Below are 17,029 nucleotides of genomic sequence, written 5' to 3'. Positions count from 1 at the left end.
TTTCGATGTATACTAAGACCTTATAGCTAAAACAAATTACTAAAAACCGACCACTGATAAACTCATGAAAATTATATCCTATAACTTAAACGGCATAAGAGCAGCTATAAATAAAGAATGGTTATCTTGGTTGCAAGCTACAGATGCCGATATTGTTTGCTTACAAGAAATTAAAGCAACACCAGACCAAATAGCAGATTTATTTTTAATAGAGCAGTTGGGCTATCACCATTATTGGTATCCGGCACAAAAAAAAGGATATAGTGGTACAGCTATTTTAAGTAAAATACAGCCCAAACATATTGAGTATGGTTGCGGTATAGCCGAGTATGATGCAGAAGGAAGAACCATAAGAGCAGATTTTGATGATTTTTCTGTAATGAGTGCTTATTTTCCATCAGGCTCTAGCGGAGAAGAACGTCAGGGTTTTAAGTTTAAGTTTCTGGATGATTTTTATGTATATGCACAAGAATTAAAAGAAAAGTTCCCAAAACTTATCATTTGCGGCGATTATAATATTTGCCATAGAGCCATTGATATACATAATCCGAAATCAAATGCAAACTCATCAGGGTTTTTGCCAGAAGAAAGAGACTGGATGGAGAAATTTATCAATAGTGGATACATAGATACTTTCAGATATTTTAATCAAGACCCACACCATTACACCTGGTGGAGCTATCGAGCAGGAGCAAGACAAAAAAATTTAGGTTGGCGAATAGATTATCATCTGGCTACAACTGCTTTACAACCTTATTTTAAAAGAGCTTCCATACTACCAGAGGCAAAACACTCAGACCATTGTCCAATAGTTTTAGAATTGAGCTTTTAAGGATTTTAATTAGCAAATTCTTAATATAACATGATTTCTATCATAAAAATAGAATTAAATGTTGTGTAATTGTATTTATTGGCAATAAAAAGGTTGTTTTATTGTCAATATATCAACAATACAAGCTGTTGATTGAGATATTTGAAATATTTTAATAACTTGATTATTAAGGGTTTACATGAAAATGTGATTTTTTTCATGCAAAAAATTTGTATGTAAGCATAATATAATATTATATTTAACATTAATTAACACTATTTATTAACTAACTTATTTCAAATTGTATGAAAAAACTTGTACAGAGTTTATTCATCTTGTTGTTTGTTGCGGTAAATGCAATAGCACAAGAGCGTACCGTAACAGGTACGGTAACTTCCGCTGAGGATGGACTTCCACTTCCTGGGGCTAGTGTAAAACTGAAAAACGGTAATATTGCAACTCAAACAGATTCAAAAGGACAATTCAGCATTTCAGTACCTTCTACAAATTCTGTTTTGGTAGTTAGCTTTATAGGTACTGAGACAAAGGAAGTAACGGTTTCTAACTCACGCAGTTTAAATATTGCCTTAGCGGCAGACAATAAGCAGCTATCTGAAGTTGTTATTGTTGGGTATGGAACTCAGATCAAGAAGAATGTAACGTCAGCTATTTCCAGCGTAAGTGCTCAAGATATCAAAGAACAGCCAGTTCCTGATATTGCTCAAGCATTACAAGGTCGTTTAGCAGGTGTTCAGGTTTCAGCAGGGTCAGGAAGACCGGGTGCTCCGATTAATGTGGCTGTTAGAGGTAGATCTTCTTTACTAGCTGGTAATAAGCCCTTATATGTGGTTGATGGAGTAATATTGCCAAGTAATAATAATTTTATTCCATCAGATCCTGTTGCTAATCCAGATAGGGATATTTCTCCTTTGGCGAACATTAACCCAGAAGATATAGAGTCTATAGACGTTTTAAAAGATGCTGCTGCTGCTGCTATTTATGGCTCTAGAGGTTCTAATGGTGTTATTTTAATAACAACAAAATCTGGTAAAAAAGGTGGAAAATCTTCTATAAATGTTAATACTTACACAGGATATCAGTCATTAACAAATGTAAGAGAAGTTTTAAATGCGTCAGAATACAGAACTATGTATAATGAAGCACTAGTAAATAGAGGTTTACCAACATTATTTACACAGGCTCAAATCAACAATCCAGATAATAATGTGAATTGGGTCGATCAAGTTGTTTCTGATGATTCTCGAGTTAACAGTTTTCAACTTTCACTCACTTCAGGAGGAAATGAGAAAACACAATTCTACAGCTCTTTTAATTACTTTAATCAGGATGGAGCTTTAAAAAAGGGTTCTTTTGATAGATATGCTATTAGAACCAATGTTACTCATAATATTAATGATTTCATAAGATTTGGATCTAACTTATCTCTTTCTAGAACATTAAGAAATGAGACCCCCATAGATAATAGTATATATTCTCCATTTCCAAGAGCTTTAATAGCTAGACCAGATCAGCCAATTTTTAATCCTGATGGGACTTTTGCTATTAATAGTTTTGGTAATCCATCTCACATGTTTCAATCAGATGATTTGATAAATTTATCAAATATCTTTAATTCATCTTTTGTAGAGTTTAAGATACTACCTGAACTTCGTTTCAAGTCATCTGTAGGTATTGATTACAGTTACCTTGACCAGAGAACTTACGATCCAATAACTTCATTACCAGGTGTTGGCTCAAACGGTGCTGCTTCTTCAGGGTATGTTCAAACACAAAATATTGTAACTACTCAAACTCTTTCTTATAATAAATTCTTTTTTAATGATAAGTTGAATTTAGATGCTACAGCAGTACATGAATTTCAATGGAATGACAGGGAGAACAATAGGTTAACTGGAACTAATTTTCCATCTGATTTGACTCCATATTTAACATCTGCCGCTCAAATAGCAACCGGTACTGCCAGTATAACACAGTTTAGAATTGAATCTATGCTTGCTAGACTTAATTTAGCTTGGGATGAGAAATATCTTCTTGGCGCATCAATAAGAAGAGATGGCTCAACTAAGTTTCCGGATAAAGGAAGATATGGATATTTCCCTTCTGTTTCCGCCGGGTGGATTATTTCAGAGGAGTCATTCTTTCAAGGTTTAGACTTTATAAACTTAATGAAACTTAGAACTAGTTATGGTGAAACAGGTAATCAAGAAGGAATAGGAAACTTTACCTCAAGAAGATTAATAGGAGGTGGATTTAATTATGATGACACTCCGGGTTTTGCCTTAAGTACTATAGGTAGTCCAGATTTACGTTGGGAAACTACCAGACAATTTGATATTGGGTTAGAAGTGTCTTTTTTAAATAGTAGAATTGATTTTTCAGCTGATTATTACAAGAAAAAAACTTTTGACTTATTACAAAATAGACCAATACCTGCTACTACAGGATTTACTTCAATTCTCGAAAATGTTGGTAATTTAGAAGGTGAAGGTTTTGATTTCCTTATTTCTTCAAGAAATCTTATTGGAGCATTTAAGTGGAATACCTCTTTGAATTTATCAACTTATAAAAATACAGTAACTGCATTATTTAATGATCAGCCAATTGATGCAGGTTTTGTGGTTAGAACAGCGGTTGGACAACCTTTAGGTTCTTTCTTCTTAATTAAGTCCTTAGGTGTTGATCCTGCAACAGGTGATATGAGGTTTGAAGATATCAATAATTCAAACTCAATTAATGCAGATGATAGACAATTTATGGGTAATCCACTACCAAGTCTATACGGAGGTCTAACTAATAATTTTTCTTATAAGAACTTTGATTTAGGTATATTCTTCCAATTTTCTTACGGAAATGATATCTATAATCTTAATGCCGAAGGTGTTGGAGGTAGTGCAAGTTTGGGAGGTCAAGTTTCTGCAACAGCTCCGGCTGCCAATATTTTTAGAGATGTTTTTGAAAATAGATGGACTCCAACCAATACTAATGCAAAATATCCTAGAGCTGTTGGTGGTACGCAAGGTATTTTTAATAATCAAAGATCATCTAGATATTTAGAAGACGGAAGCTATTTAAGATTAAAAAATATTACATTAGGCTATAATCTACCTAAAAATGTTACCAGTAAATTAAGAATAAACAACGCTAGAGTATTTGTAACTGGTCAGAATATCTTAACATTTACAAATTATACAGGTTTTGATCCAGAAGTATCTTCAACATTTAGTATTGCTAACACAGGTGTTGATCAAGGTACTATACCACAGTTCAAAACATTTTCATTTGGTTTAAACGTTGGTTTATAAGAAGAAAAATTATGAAGACTAAAATATTATTAAATATAGCTGTTGCATGTAGTCTAGTTTTTGCTACATCTTGCGAAAAAGCACTTGATGAAGTTAATCCAAGAGCTTCACTTTCACCAGAAGTTATTGGAGCGGCTGATGCTCCTAAATTACTTAATGGAATTTATGATGCATTACAAACAGGAAATACCACGTTTTATTATTTGAGTTACGCTACAGAGGATTTATCTGCAGATAACTTAAGGTATAGAGCTACTTTTTTTCAACACGGTGAAATAGATGATAATGCTATTTTAACAAGTAATGTTCTTGTCGATAGATATTTTATTGGTCCGTATGCAGTAATTCAAAGGGCAAATGATCTAATTGAGATTTTAAATAGTAATTCTGAAATTCCAGCTAATATTAAAACACCTTTGTTAGGTCAAGCTTATTTTTTAAGAGCTTATGGTTATTATAGATTGGTAACTTTGTTTGGTCCTGTTCCGATTGTTAATAATAGAGATATCGTTAAAATACCTAGATCTACCGAGGATCAAGTTTATACTAAAATTATTGAAGACCTAAATTTTAGTATTCAAAACCCTGCTCCTTTTACAGATAGTAAGTTTGCTTCAGTTGAAGCAGCTAAGGCATTACTTGCTAGAGTTTATCTTATTAGAAAGAACTATGGTGAAGCTAAAAGATTAGCAGATGAAGTAATAGCATCTACTAATTTTGCTATCACTAATAATTATTCTTCTATGTTTACCCCACCGTATGAGTCAACTGAACATATATTCAAGCTTAATTATACCGTAACAGAAGGTGAAAATGCATTAGACTTTTTCTTGCAACACCCAACAATGCCAGGAAGTGGTAGAGCCGAGTTACCAGTAGATAATTCTTTGGTAAATGCTTATGAAGCTAATGATACACGAAAGGCCGCTTCTATTGAGGAAATTCCTGCTTCCGCTGGAAATGGAGGATGGTATTGTAAAAAGTATCAAGATCCTGATGGTAATAGTGCACATCCACTGTATATTCTTAGAATCTCTGAAATGTATTTAATTTCTGCCGAGGCTCAATTCTTAACTACGAATAGTGCCACGGATGCTATAGCATTGGGAAGAATTAATGCGGTTAGGACAAATAGAGGTTTAACAGGATATACGACAATTGATTTACAAAAAATTATTAAAGAAAGAAGAGTTGAACTTGCTTTCGAAGGTACTCGGTGGACTGATATGAAGAGAACGCCTGATCCAGTTACTCCTTCAAAAACTATGGCTACTGTTTTCTTGGAAACAAAGGGAAGAACAGTTAATGATCAACTTTATCCAATTCCTCAAAGTGCAATAAATACTAACGATTTATTATTACCTAATAATCCAGGTTATAACTAACTCGTGTAAAATTTCTAAATGAAAAGACCCTAATACTTTAAAACATTTAAAGTATTAGGGTCTTTACTTTTAATAGGTGTTCAGTATAAAAATTTAGTTTAAATTTTAGGGAAGAGTAATTTTATTTAAAGATGGTCTAACCTATAAAAAAAGTTTATTTTTCTAGCCTTATCATACTGTTTAAATTACGATTATCTTGAATAGTTTTCTATAGGTGCTGGGGAATTAAAAACAACAGGATAATGATAATTCTATATCGTTTCGTAAATAATTTCCTCTACAGAAGGTCCAAAATGGATGATGTTATCTTTTAAATCAGTAACTTCATCCACAAGTAATCCTTTTAAATGTGAAAGTTTACTTTGCTTGGGTTAAAAACTTAAAATAGCATTAATGTTATATTTTAGAGTAAAACTTATACAATAATCATCATTGCTTTACATGCACTAATCTTTGATTTGTATCAACCCTAATCTCATCCCCCAACTTTAAAGCACAATTATCTTGTATATGCCCAGCTGGGAAATTAAAGGCTACAGGGTAACCATATTTCTTTACAACATCGTGAATAATCTCTTTTACAGAAAATCCGAAAGGAATATCATTATCTTTTAATTCTGTAAAACCTCCAACAATTAAGCCTTTTAAATGAGCAAGTTTACCAGCTCGGTCTAAAGCTCTTATCATCCTATCAATAGCATACAGCATTGAGTTTATATTTCAATTTGTTTAGTTTTTTTTATAATGATGTTTTTATAGTCGGTTTTAAGCTTTTCAGATAGAAAGCTTTCATCAATAAGTTTTTCCCATTTAGAAATTTGATTACTAAACCTTTTAAAAATATTGGAAATCACCTTTGTGTCTAACCCACTTTTTTCCATGGCTATTTCAAAATCTTTTCTGTTTAATTTTCTTTTTTTACCGTTGAGAGTAAGCGCCAAATCTTCTTCATCACCTTCTATAACCAATTCAGAAGCCACTAAATCATAAGCGGGGCATAACATATAATGTTGTTTTTTAATGAGCGAAAAATTCTTCAGGTACATATCATTATTACCTGTTAAAAAGCTGAAAACTACTACTTCAAAAAAATTGGTAAGGTCTAATCCGGGATTACTAGCATATTTTTTTATCACTTTAGCAATTTGTTCATAAGACCCTCTATACTTATGCTCAGTAAGTCTTTCGGTTAGCTGGCACATATCTTCCATGTGGATTTTACCATTTCCTGTACGGTCGACCCTCTTTGTTAAATAGGCTATTTCTCCGGATTTTAATCTTATGAGCGTATGTTTTACAGTATTAATCTTACTAAGTTCTGCTAAGCGCATTGTCAAATCCTCTATTTCAGGAAGAGATGGATAAGTTGTAGTATGAGGTTTTAAAATAAATTCTCCAAAAATACCTACTATAGTTAAGCGTGAATTCTTTATGTTTTGACTATCAAACCCTAATGAAAGTTTTGGCTGTACACCTGTAATAACTTTTTGGCTTTTAATTATTTGTTTAGCTAGTTCTGAAACTTGGTCTTTCGTAAAATCTAACTTAGGTGGGGTTATTGTTCCAAAAAACTTTTTGCTGCATTTGGGGTGAAAACCATCTTGTCCGGCTGATGTAAGTAATTCTTCATGAAGAATAGCTTTATAGCAATATAAACATTTAGATTTCATCATTAAATTATTTCTTCTATGGATACAGCTCCAATACAATCATGACAGGTTTTTAATAAAATATCCATTCTGTCTCGAGGGTTTAGCTTCCAATTCTTTTGAGCAATATCCAAAAGCCATCCCTCAGGTATTAAGCCATCAAAAAAAGGAAACAGTATTTGGCTCTCATATTTTTTTTCAGAGAGAGGAAGCGTTAAACTTATAGATTCTGCTTTAGCTTTTTTTAAATAATCAGATTGATACTGAAAATGATAACCATTTTCATCTTCTGTTAATATGCCAGCCCATTCTTTATGCATGTAAACCTTAGCTCTCTTCATTTCTGCTTGAATTTATAGGGCCTAATTCATATCCAAATAATGCCAATACTTGGTTTACCTTATCCATTTGTAACCGAGCTTTCCCTTGTTCTAAATCGCGGATAAATCTCAAACCTACACCTGCCTTGTAGGATAAATCTTCTTGAGTTAATCCAAATTCTTTTCTTTTACTTTTAATAAATTGGCTAAGCCTGTTCATGATTTATACCTGTTTGGGTATAAATTTAAGAATAATTTTTGTTTTATATCATAACGGGTATAAAATAATGTTTTTATATTGAATTTACACCCGATAAGGTATAAGTTTAAGTTTGAAAGCAGAGCTTAAAATTTAATATGAGTATGAGAAGAACTATTGATACTAACTTCTCCCCCCAACCTTAAAGCACAATTATCTTGTATATGTCCAGCGGGGAAATTAAATACAACCGGGTAATGATACTTACTCACTACTTCTAGTATAATTTCTTCTACAGAAAATCCGAAGGGAATATCATTATCTTTTAATTCTGTAAAACCACCCACAATTAAGCCTTTTAATTGTGCTAGTTTTCCAGCTCGGTCTAAGGCTCTTATCATCCTATCAATAGCATATAAATACTCTCCAACATCCTCTATAAACAAAATCTTATTCCTATAATCTATATCACTTTTAGAGCCTAATAAGGAAATCAGAATACTTAAGTTGCCGCCAATAATTTCACCATGACAAGTCCCTTGGATATTAAGCGGATGCGCTGGGATTTCATATTGAAGTGTTTCTCCGAAAACAGCTTTTCTGAGGCTTTCTAAACCTAAAGCGGTACTATCAGAAATGGTAGCAGGCATTTGTGCATGAATACTTTGCAATCCCATTTTCTGCAAATGCATGTGGAATACCGTAATATCACTAAAACCAATTATCCATTTAGGATGATGGAAAAGAGGAGAAAAATCTATCTGGTCAATGATTCTTACGGAGCCATATCCACCCCTAGCGGCAATAATGGCTTTTACATCTTGGTCATCAATAAAGCGCTGGAAATCCTGAGCCCTTAATTCGTCAGTACCAGCAAATTGATGAAATTTTGCATGAACAGTATCGCCTAATATGACATCTAATCCCCAAGATGATAGCAATTTTATAGCATCATCCATTGGCTTCATTAGAGATTTTGCAGGGCAAGTAATGGCAATTTTATCACCAGCTTTAAGAAATGGGGCTTGTAACATACATCAAATATACTTTAAAGTATAAAAGCTTGCGAATGCGATTATCTTTTTATCAAGGTTAACAGATGCTCAAATTAAATATCGATGTAAACAACCTCTAACCATTGTAACTCTCAACTGAAAACTCGAAACTGAATCCTACTCATCTTTATCCTAAATAATATATCTTTGCAAATTCATAGAAATACTGATTTATAGCTTTGGGACAAGATAAATTTAAAAGATATACCATTACTGCTGCACTACCTTATGCTAACGGGCCAAAACATATTGGACATTTAGCTGGTGCCTACATTCCGGCAGATTTATATGTACGCTATTTACGTTTAAAAAATAGAGATGTAGTTTTTGTTTGTGGTTCTGATGAGCATGGTACAGCCATAGCCAACCAAGCTATGAAAGAACAAACTACACCCCGAGCTATTATTGATAAATATCATGAGCTTAATAAGCAAAGCTTCGAGAAGTTGGGTATATCTTTTGATATTTACCATCGTACGAGCGAGCCTATTCATCATGAGACTGCTCAAGATTTCTTTAGAAATCTTAACGAAAAAGGAATTTTTAACGTAGAAACATCAGAACAATATTATGATGAAGAAGCTAAGCAATTCTTAGCCGATAGGTATATCATAGGTACATGCCCTAGTTGTGGAAACGATGGTGCTTACGGAGACCAATGCGAGAAATGCGGAACTTCTTTAAGTCCTGAGGATTTAATCAATCCAAAATCAACCTTAACAGGAAACAAGCCAGTAAGAAAGGAAACCAAACATTGGTATTTACCTTTAGATAAATACGAAGGATGGTTGAAAGAGTGGATTTTAGAAGGTCATAAACATGATTGGCGCACCAACGTATATGGCCAATGTAAAAGCTGGATTGATGGAGGTTTACACCCTAGAGCAGTTACCCGTGATTTAGATTGGGGAATTAAAGTTCCTGCTGAAGGTGCCGATGGCAAAGTACTTTATGTTTGGTTTGATGCTCCTATTGGATACATATCTGCAACTAGACAATGGGCTTTAGACCATAACAAAGATTGGGAGCTGTATTGGAAAGATAAAGAAGCCAAATTGGTTCATTTTATAGGGAAAGATAATATTGTTTTCCATTGCATTGTTTTCCCGGTGATGTTGCATACCCAAGGCGAGTTTATTTTGCCTGAGAATGTTCCGGCTAATGAATTTATGAATTTAGAAGGAGATAAAATGTCTACTTCTAGAGGTTGGAGTATTGAGATGCATGAGTATTTAGAAGATTTTCCCGATAAGATTGATGAATTAAGATATTACCTAACTGCTATTGCACCAGAAACCAGCGATAGCGAGTTTACTTGGAAAGATTACCAAGCAAGAGTAAATAACGAGTTGGTAGCTATCCTAGGTAATTTTGTGAATAGAGTCATGATTCTTATGCATAAATACTTTGATGGAATCATGACAGGTTCTGGTAAGATAACATTAACAGATAAAGCTATTCATGAGGCTATTGGCAATTGTTACGATGAAGTAGAGCAAGCATTTGAGTCCTATAAATTTAGACAAGCACAAACGGCAGCTATGGAAATTGCCCGCTTAGGTAACCGATATTTAACAGAGCATGAGCCATGGAAAGTCTATAAAGAAAATCCGGAAGCTGCAAGAGAAGTTTTACATAATTGTTTATATATTATAGCACATGCTGCAACTTGTTTACAAGCATTCTTACCAAACACAGCCGAAAAGATTTTTGGGATGTTGAATCTTAAAAATAATTTGTCTTTTGATGAGGAAATAGTTTTTGAAGGTGGGCATCAGTTAAATACAGCAGCTTTATTGTTCGAGAAAATTGAGGATGAGGTGATAGAGCGCCAAATTCAAAAGTTAATAGCTAAAAAAGCATCTTTAGAGCAAGTAAAAGAGGAGACTAGTGTTGTAGCTCCTGCTAAAGAAAACATCAGTTTCGAGCAGTTTTCTGGTTTAGATATAAGAACAGGAACTATTCTAGAAGCCGAGAAGGTGGCTAAAACAAAGAAATTACTAAAATTAAAAATTGATACTGGTATAGATGTTAGAACAGTAGTATCTGGTATTGCAGAGTTTTATGAGCCTGAGAAAATCATTGGGCAACAGGTTAGTATACTTGTAAACTTAGAGCCAAGAGAAATTAAAGGAATTTTATCTCAAGGAATGATTTTAATGGCTGAAAATTCATCAGGAAAACTTAGTTTTGTAGTACCAACAGAAAGCGATATCAATAACGGTTCTGTAATTAGGTAATTTTTTGATTTACGAGTTGTTACGATTTTGTATTTCATTCGTAAATCAAAAATCAACAAATCAAAAATTGAAAGGTCCCGTAGTTCAACGGATAGAATAGAAGTTTCCTAAACTTTAGATGTGGGTTCGATTCCCGCCGGGACCACTTTGTAAACTTTAATACGATGTTTTTTCACTCCGTCTTGTTGAGGTCTAATATATTTCATATAAATCAATATGAAATGACGTTTTTTACAAAATACAATAACCCTGATAATCAGTTTATTATAAAAAACGTCAATGGTAGCATGACAGCGGTTTTTTCCGTGTTGTTGAACGAAGTGAAACATCTCACTATACAAGTTTGCAGCTTGCAAGTGGCTCACCTAGCTTGTGTGTTGCTTCCTATCGTCAGCATGACTGGGTGGTGAGCATGACGGCGGTTTTTTTCGTCTTGTTGAACGAAGTGAAACATCTCACTATACAAGTTTGCAGCTTGCAAGTAGCCACCTAGCCTATGTGTTGCTTCCTATCGTCAGCATGACTGGTTGTTGAGCATGATGGCGGTTTTTTTCGTCTTGTTGAACAAAGTGAAACATCTCACTATACAAGTTTACGTCTTACAGTTGGATTACCTTTCTTGTACGTGGCTTCCTTTCTTCTGTACAAGAGATTATCAGGATGATAAAAAATCTTTTTTACCATTCTTTTATTTGGTGTGATAAATCTTCCCATTTCGGATTAAAGGATTGTATCAAAGCATTTTTCTTTGACCTTCTCCATCCTTTAAGTTCTTTCTCTCTACCTATCGCTTCTTCTATTCTAAAAAAGCACTCAAAATAAATTAGAAATGTTAGTTCATATCTAGCTGTAAAACTTTTAGGATAAAAATGAGTTTTATGTTGGTTTAGTCTGGCTGGCAAATTTGAGGTAACACCGATATATAGCGTTGTACGATATTTATTAGTCATAATGTAAACGACACCTCCTTTTTGCATATCATAAAAATAGTTTAATTTTCTTAAAATTAAATTTTTTGATTTTTTTTTAGCGCTACTAACAAAGTGAAACATCTCACTATACAAGTTTGCAGCTTGCAAGTAGCAACCTAGCCTATGTGTTGCTTCCTATCGTCAGCATGACTAGTTGTTGAGCATGACGGCGATTTTTTTCGTCTTGTTGAGGTCTAATATATTTCATATAAATCAATATGAAATGACGTTTTTTATAAAATTAAACACTTCTGATAATCAAATCATTATAAAACACGTCAATGGTAACGAAATGAAACATCTCACTATACAAGTTTGCAACCTGTAAGTGGCTCACATAGCTTGTGTGTTGCTTCCTATCGTCAGCATGGCTAGTTGTTGAGCATGACGGCGTTTTTTTTCGTCTTGTTGAGGTCTAATATATTTCATATAAATCAATATGTAATGACGTTTTTTACAAAATACAATAACCCTGATAATCAGTTCATTATAAAAAACGTCAATGGTAACAAAGTGAAACATCTCACTATACGAGTTTGCAACCTGCAAGTGGCTCACATAGCTTGTGTGTTGCTTCCTATCGTCAGCATGGCTAGTTGTTGAGCATGACGGCGTTTTTTTTCGTCTTGTTGAACGAAGTGAAACATCTCACTATACAAGTTTTCAGCTTGCAAGTAGCCACCTAGCTTATGCGTTGCTTCCTATCGTCAGCATGACTGGTTGTTGAGCATGACGGCGGTTTTTTCCGTGTTGTTGAACAGAGTGAAACATCTCACTATACAAGTTTGCAACCTGCAAGTGGCTCACATAGCTTGTGTGTTGCTTCCTATCGTCAGCATGATTGGGTGGTGAGCATGACTATTTTTTATTCCATCGTCTTTTGGATGTAGTGATACATCACATAGGGTTGCTCTACAAGCTATAACACTTTAAAAATCCTCCTATGCTCTAAAGGCGTTCTTCCAATAATATTCTTAAAATGCCTATTAAAATTAGAAAAATTGTTAAAACCACTTTCGTAGCAAATCTCTGCTACTGTTTTAGAACTTTCTGTGAGGAGCTTGGCAGCATGTGCAGTTCTCAACTCTAATAAAAATCTAGAGAAAGTTTTTCTTGTTCTGGTTTTAAAGTATCTGCAAAAAGCCGGAGGTGTTAAATGGGCAATTTGTGCCGCTTGGTCTAAACTCACCTCTTCTGTAAAGTTATTGAGGATGTATTGGTATATGTTATTTAGCCTATCCATCTCACTCGCTTGATTAATAAAATCCGATTCTTTATCTAAAACAGGGTTTTTAAGCGGACTATCAGCTAAATCAGCTAAAATATCTAACAATAAAATAGTTCGCTTGCTTTTAGTTGCATGAAGTAATTGAAATAGTTTATCGGCTACTAAATCTCTACATCCATCTTGTATTCTAAAAGCCTTTTTAGCTTGATGAAGTAGCCTCGCTATATCTTGATGTTCTGGTAAACTAAAAAAATCAGCACCAAAGCAAGTAGGTAAAAAATGTACCACAATGGCCTCAACCTTTTCTGATGAATTTGGTAAAAGAAACTCTTCATCACTACGCCATAAATGTGGAAGGTTAGAACCTATCAATAACATATCACCAGGTTGCCATCTATAAATTTCATCTCCAATAAATTGTAGTCCGGTTCCTTTGATAATATAAACCAATTCTATCTCGTGATGATAGTGCCATTTATCATAAAAATGAGGTACTACATCATACCTTACATTAAAAGAATGCTCGGGGTTTAAAGCTATTTTAAGTAAGTGTGGCTTCATATTTTGATGTTATTATAATCTAAAACTAGTAATAATTATTTATTTATGTTAAAATAGTATCAATTTTGGTTAAAGGCGTGGTAGTTTAAAAATACAATTCGCTGTAGTTTTACTTTTCAAATCGCAATCATAAACCTTGCATTCATGAAAGTTGGACTCTTTATTCCTTGTTATATAGATCAGTTTTACCCTCAAGTGGGTATCGCAACCTATCAATTGTTAAAAAAATTGGGTTGTGATGTTGATTATCCAGAAAATCAAACCTGCTGCGGACAGCCTATGGCCAATAGTGGTTTTTCTGCTTTAACTGGTGGCTGTGATAAAAACTTTGTTGCCAATTTTGATGGATATGATTATATCGTAGCGCCATCAGGAAGTTGTGTTTTGCATATTAAAGAGCATCTTAAGGATGATAAAAATCCCGCCAAGGCACAAAAAATTAGAAATACTATTTATGAGCTTACCGAGTTTTTGGTTGATATTTTAAAAGTAGAGCATCTGACATCAAACTTCCCACACAAAGTTGGTTTTCATACCAGTTGCCACGGACAAAGAGGTTTGCATTTATCATCTATGACAGAGCGGGTACTACCGCAGTTCTCTAAGCCAGAGCAATTGTTACAAAAAGTTAAAGGTTTGCAACTGTCTTATCCAGAGCGTAAAGATGAATGCTGTGGTTTTGGAGGCACTTTCTGTGTATTTGAAGAAGCTGTAAGTGTGAAAATGGGCAAAGATAGGATAGAAGAGCACCAAAAAAACGAGGTAGATTATATTACCGCTGGCGATGTAAGCTGCTTGATGCACTTAGAAGGAATTTTAAAAAGACAAGGTAGTAAAGTAAAGGCCATACATCTGGCAGAAATATTAAATCATGAGTAATTTAAAGACTTTAGACCACGCTGCTGCGGCAGAAATATTTATAAAAGATGAAGCCAGAACAGATTGGCATGATGATACCTTATGGTTTGTTCGCCAAAAGCGAGATAAAGCCGTACATGGCATTGCGGAGTGGGAGCAGCTAAGAGAATGGGCATCACAAATAAAAAATCATACGCTTTCAAACCTTGATAATTACCTCACAGCTTTTGAGCAACAAGCCCAAGCTAATGGCATAAAAATCCATTGGGCTGCCGATGCTTTAGAGCATAACCAGTTGATGCATAAAATCTTAAAAGAGAATAAGATCAGCCGCATTGTGAAAAGCAAGAGTATGCTTACTGAGGAATGTCATTTAAATGATTATTTGAAAAAGCAGGGCATAGAAGTCGTAGATACCGATTTGGGCGAGCGTATTGTGCAACTACGTGATGAAGCGCCTAGTCATATTGTTTTACCTGCAATTCACTTGAAAAAGCAAGATGTAAGTGAAACTTTTCATGAGCACTTACAAACCGAAGAAGGTAATAACGACCCTCAATACTTAACTGAAGCCGCCCGACAGCATTTAAGAGACCATTTCATTCAGTCTGAACTGGCTATTACAGGGGTAAATTTTGCCATTGCAGAAACTGGGGGCTTTGTGGTTTGTACCAACGAGGGTAATGCCGATATGGGTGCTCATACCGCAAAAATTCATGTAGCTTGTATGGGGATTGAGAAAATTATCCCTAAAACAGAACATTTGAGCGTGTTTTTAAGATTATTAGCCAGAAGCGCAACAGGGCAGCCTATCACTACCTATTCTAGTCATTTTCAAAAACCAAGGCCAGGTCAAGAGATGCATATCATTATTGTTGATAATGGCAGAACAAAGCAATTAGGCAGGGCCGATTTTAGAAATTCGTTAAAATGTATTCGTTGTGCAGCATGTTTTAATACTTGCCCGGTGTATAGACGTAGTGGCGGACATAGCTATCATACTGCCGTTGCAGGCCCAATTGGCTCTATCTTAAATCCTAATTTAGATATGAAAGCCAACGCCGATTTACCTTTTGCATCAACCTTATGTGGCTCTTGTAGCAATGTTTGCCCAGTTAAGATTGATATTCATGAGCAATTGTGGAAATGGCGACAAGTTATTGTAGAAGAAGGATATGTGAAGCCGGAAAAGAAAATCGCTATGAAAGGTATGGCATGGCTATTCTCTCATCCTAGAATTTATAGATGGGCTGGCAAATCTGGAAGATGGTTTTTAAGAACGATGCCTTTCTTAGGTAATAACAAGTTAAACGTTTGGTATAAACAAAGAGAAATGCCAGAAGTGCCAAAGCAAAGTTTTCACGATTGGTATCAACAAAACAAAAACAAATGAGCGCAAGAGAAAAAATATTAGCAACATGTACAGCAAATAAACCAGCTCTGGTTGATTTACCTCAACTATCAGACGAGTATTTAACTCATTATGATGATAAGATAGCTCAGTTTAAATTAGTTTTAGAGGGCATTGGGGGTAAGGTTATTGCTTTAGAAAATACAGAACAGGTTAAAGAAGAAATAGCTAAACACCAACAGTTGGGCGACTTTGTTGTGGATACTATTTTTAGTCATGATGCTGCCTTAAAAACCCAAACATCATTTGATTTAGAACGCGTAGATAGAGCCTATTTACAAGCAACTTTAGGTGTGGCCGAGAATGGCTCGGTATGGTTGTATGAGGCGCAAATGGGCAACAGATTATTGCCTTTCATTTGCCAGCATTTATTTATCGTTTTAGCTAAAGCTACTTTGGTAGATAACATGTATCAAGCATATCAAAAACTAAGCATTACCGAAACAGGCTTTGGTGTTTTTATTGCTGGTCCATCCAAAACCGCCGATATCGAGCAAAGTTTAGTGATAGGGGCACACGGGGCAAGAAGTTTAACGGTTTATTTGGTTTAATCCCCCAAATATAAAACCGTAGTACTTTTGATTTCAGACATCACAAAAAAACTATGGATGTGTGCCACTGTACTCATGACAGATAATTTCTGTTGATGAAACTGGTTGTAGCTCTCCATGTCTTTGGTAATTATTTTAAGCAGATAATCAAAACCTCCGGAAACAATGTGGCATTCTACTACTTCTGGAAACTGTGTAACCCGTTCTTCAAATTCCGTAAAATTATGCCTAGTTTGCTTGTCTAAAGTGATATTACAAAAAACAACCAGAGCAGTATCTACTTTTTTCTTGTTTAAAATGGTAACATATTTTTCTATCACCCCTTCTTTCTCCATTCTTTTAATCCTGTCATGTACAGGTGTGATAGATAAATTGATTTTTTGAGAAATCTCTTTAAAGGTGAGCTGCGCATTTTCTTGCAAAAGTTTCAATATTTTAAGGTCCGTTTTATCTATTTCCATCAATAA

General features: G+C 34.5%; 15 protein-coding genes and 1 tRNA gene. 8 read left to right on the top strand and 8 right to left on the bottom strand.

Annotation, left to right across the window (positions count from 1 at the left end; all coding sequences use genetic code 11):
• Positions 1-64: 64 nt before the first annotated feature.
• The 3 genes from B2745_RS04685 (at position 65) to B2745_RS04675 (ending at position 5,519) form a co-directional block, all read left to right on the top strand.
• Positions 65-832: an exodeoxyribonuclease III gene (locus tag B2745_RS04685; protein WP_304064121.1), complete on the top strand. Its 768-nt coding sequence runs from the start codon at positions 65-67 to the stop codon at positions 830-832.
• A gap of 284 nt (positions 833-1,116) precedes the next feature.
• Positions 1,117-4,134, top strand: coding sequence for a SusC/RagA family TonB-linked outer membrane protein (locus tag B2745_RS04680; protein ID WP_304064120.1), 3,018 nt, complete (start codon positions 1,117-1,119; stop codon positions 4,132-4,134).
• A gap of 11 nt (positions 4,135-4,145) precedes the next feature.
• Positions 4,146-5,519 (top strand): RagB/SusD family nutrient uptake outer membrane protein, encoded by a 1,374-nt coding sequence (locus tag B2745_RS04675; protein ID WP_304064119.1) that lies wholly within the window; start codon positions 4,146-4,148, stop codon positions 5,517-5,519.
• Positions 5,520-5,948: 429 nt separating this feature from the next.
• Here the strand turns inward: B2745_RS04675 and B2745_RS04670 are convergent, their stop codons facing one another.
• The 5 genes from B2745_RS04670 to B2745_RS04650 form a co-directional block, all read right to left on the bottom strand.
• On the bottom strand, positions 5,949-6,227 hold the full coding sequence (locus tag B2745_RS04670) for a hypothetical protein (protein ID WP_304064118.1): 279 nt from the start codon (positions 6,225-6,227) through the stop codon (positions 5,949-5,951).
• A 5-nt stretch (positions 6,228-6,232) separates the two neighbouring features.
• Positions 6,233-7,192 (bottom strand): HipA domain-containing protein, encoded by a 960-nt coding sequence (locus B2745_RS04665; protein WP_304064117.1) that lies wholly within the window; start codon positions 7,190-7,192, stop codon positions 6,233-6,235.
• On the bottom strand, positions 7,192-7,509 hold the full coding sequence (locus tag B2745_RS04660) for a HipA N-terminal domain-containing protein (protein ID WP_304064116.1): 318 nt from the start codon (positions 7,507-7,509) through the stop codon (positions 7,192-7,194). The genes B2745_RS04665 and B2745_RS04660 overlap by 1 nt, the downstream gene beginning before the upstream one ends.
• On the bottom strand, positions 7,496-7,708 hold the full coding sequence (locus B2745_RS04655; protein WP_304064115.1) for a helix-turn-helix transcriptional regulator: 213 nt from the start codon (positions 7,706-7,708) through the stop codon (positions 7,496-7,498). Before B2745_RS04655 ends, B2745_RS04660 begins: the two co-directional genes overlap by 14 nt.
• A gap of 125 nt (positions 7,709-7,833) precedes the next feature.
• Positions 7,834-8,721 carry a S66 peptidase family protein gene (locus B2745_RS04650; protein ID WP_304064114.1) on the bottom strand — a complete coding sequence of 296 codons (888 nt, stop codon included), beginning with the start codon at positions 8,719-8,721 and terminating at the stop codon, positions 7,834-7,836.
• Between the two features lie 200 nt (positions 8,722-8,921).
• Between B2745_RS04650 and metG the strand changes: the two genes are divergently transcribed.
• Both metG and B2745_RS04640 read left to right on the top strand, forming a co-directional pair.
• Positions 8,922-10,982 (top strand): methionine--tRNA ligase, encoded by a 2,061-nt coding sequence (gene metG / locus B2745_RS04645; protein ID WP_304064113.1) that lies wholly within the window; start codon positions 8,922-8,924, stop codon positions 10,980-10,982.
• Positions 10,983-11,055: 73 nt separating this feature from the next.
• Positions 11,056-11,127 (top strand) — tRNA-Arg (locus B2745_RS04640).
• 532 nt (positions 11,128-11,659) lie between these two features.
• On the opposite strand, the gene B2745_RS04635 is transcribed toward B2745_RS04640, so the two are convergent.
• On the bottom strand, positions 11,660-11,959 hold the full coding sequence (locus B2745_RS04635) for a GIY-YIG nuclease family protein (protein WP_304064112.1): 300 nt from the start codon (positions 11,957-11,959) through the stop codon (positions 11,660-11,662).
• 913 nt (positions 11,960-12,872) lie between these two features.
• The gene (locus tag B2745_RS04630; RefSeq protein ID WP_304064111.1) at positions 12,873-13,742 is read right to left on the bottom strand and encodes an AraC family transcriptional regulator; all 870 of its coding nucleotides are present in this window, start codon (positions 13,740-13,742) and stop codon (positions 12,873-12,875) included.
• Between the two features lie 144 nt (positions 13,743-13,886).
• Here B2745_RS04630 and B2745_RS04625 point away from each other — a divergent pair, with 144 nt between their 5' ends.
• Genes B2745_RS04625 through B2745_RS04615 form a run of 3 tightly spaced genes read left to right on the top strand, consistent with a single transcriptional unit; the run spans position 13,887 to position 16,562 of the window.
• Positions 13,887-14,621: a (Fe-S)-binding protein gene (locus tag B2745_RS04625; protein ID WP_304064110.1), complete on the top strand. Its 735-nt coding sequence runs from the start codon at positions 13,887-13,889 to the stop codon at positions 14,619-14,621.
• Positions 14,614-15,993, top strand: a complete 1,380-nt coding sequence (locus B2745_RS04620; protein WP_304064109.1) for a lactate utilization protein B — start codon at positions 14,614-14,616, stop codon at positions 15,991-15,993. The genes B2745_RS04625 and B2745_RS04620 overlap by 8 nt, the downstream gene beginning before the upstream one ends.
• Positions 15,990-16,562 carry a LutC/YkgG family protein gene (locus tag B2745_RS04615; RefSeq protein WP_304064108.1) on the top strand — a complete coding sequence of 191 codons (573 nt, stop codon included), beginning with the start codon at positions 15,990-15,992 and terminating at the stop codon, positions 16,560-16,562. Before B2745_RS04620 ends, B2745_RS04615 begins: the two co-directional genes overlap by 4 nt.
• On the opposite strand, the gene B2745_RS04610 is transcribed toward B2745_RS04615, so the two are convergent.
• Complete coding sequence (locus B2745_RS04610) at positions 16,559-17,023, bottom strand: Lrp/AsnC family transcriptional regulator (protein WP_304064107.1); 465 nt, start codon at positions 17,021-17,023, stop codon at positions 16,559-16,561. The two genes, B2745_RS04615 and B2745_RS04610, sit on opposite strands and share 4 nt — an antisense overlap.
• Positions 17,024-17,029 lie beyond the last annotated feature (6 nt).

The sequence above is a fragment of the Pedobacter glucosidilyticus genome, from assembly GCF_002483235.1.
GTDB classification, from domain to species: domain Bacteria; phylum Bacteroidota; class Bacteroidia; order Sphingobacteriales; family Sphingobacteriaceae; genus Pseudopedobacter; species Pseudopedobacter glucosidilyticum_B.
Note: the sequence above shows the minus strand (reverse complement) of the source record. Positions and strands in the feature narration are given on the sequence as shown.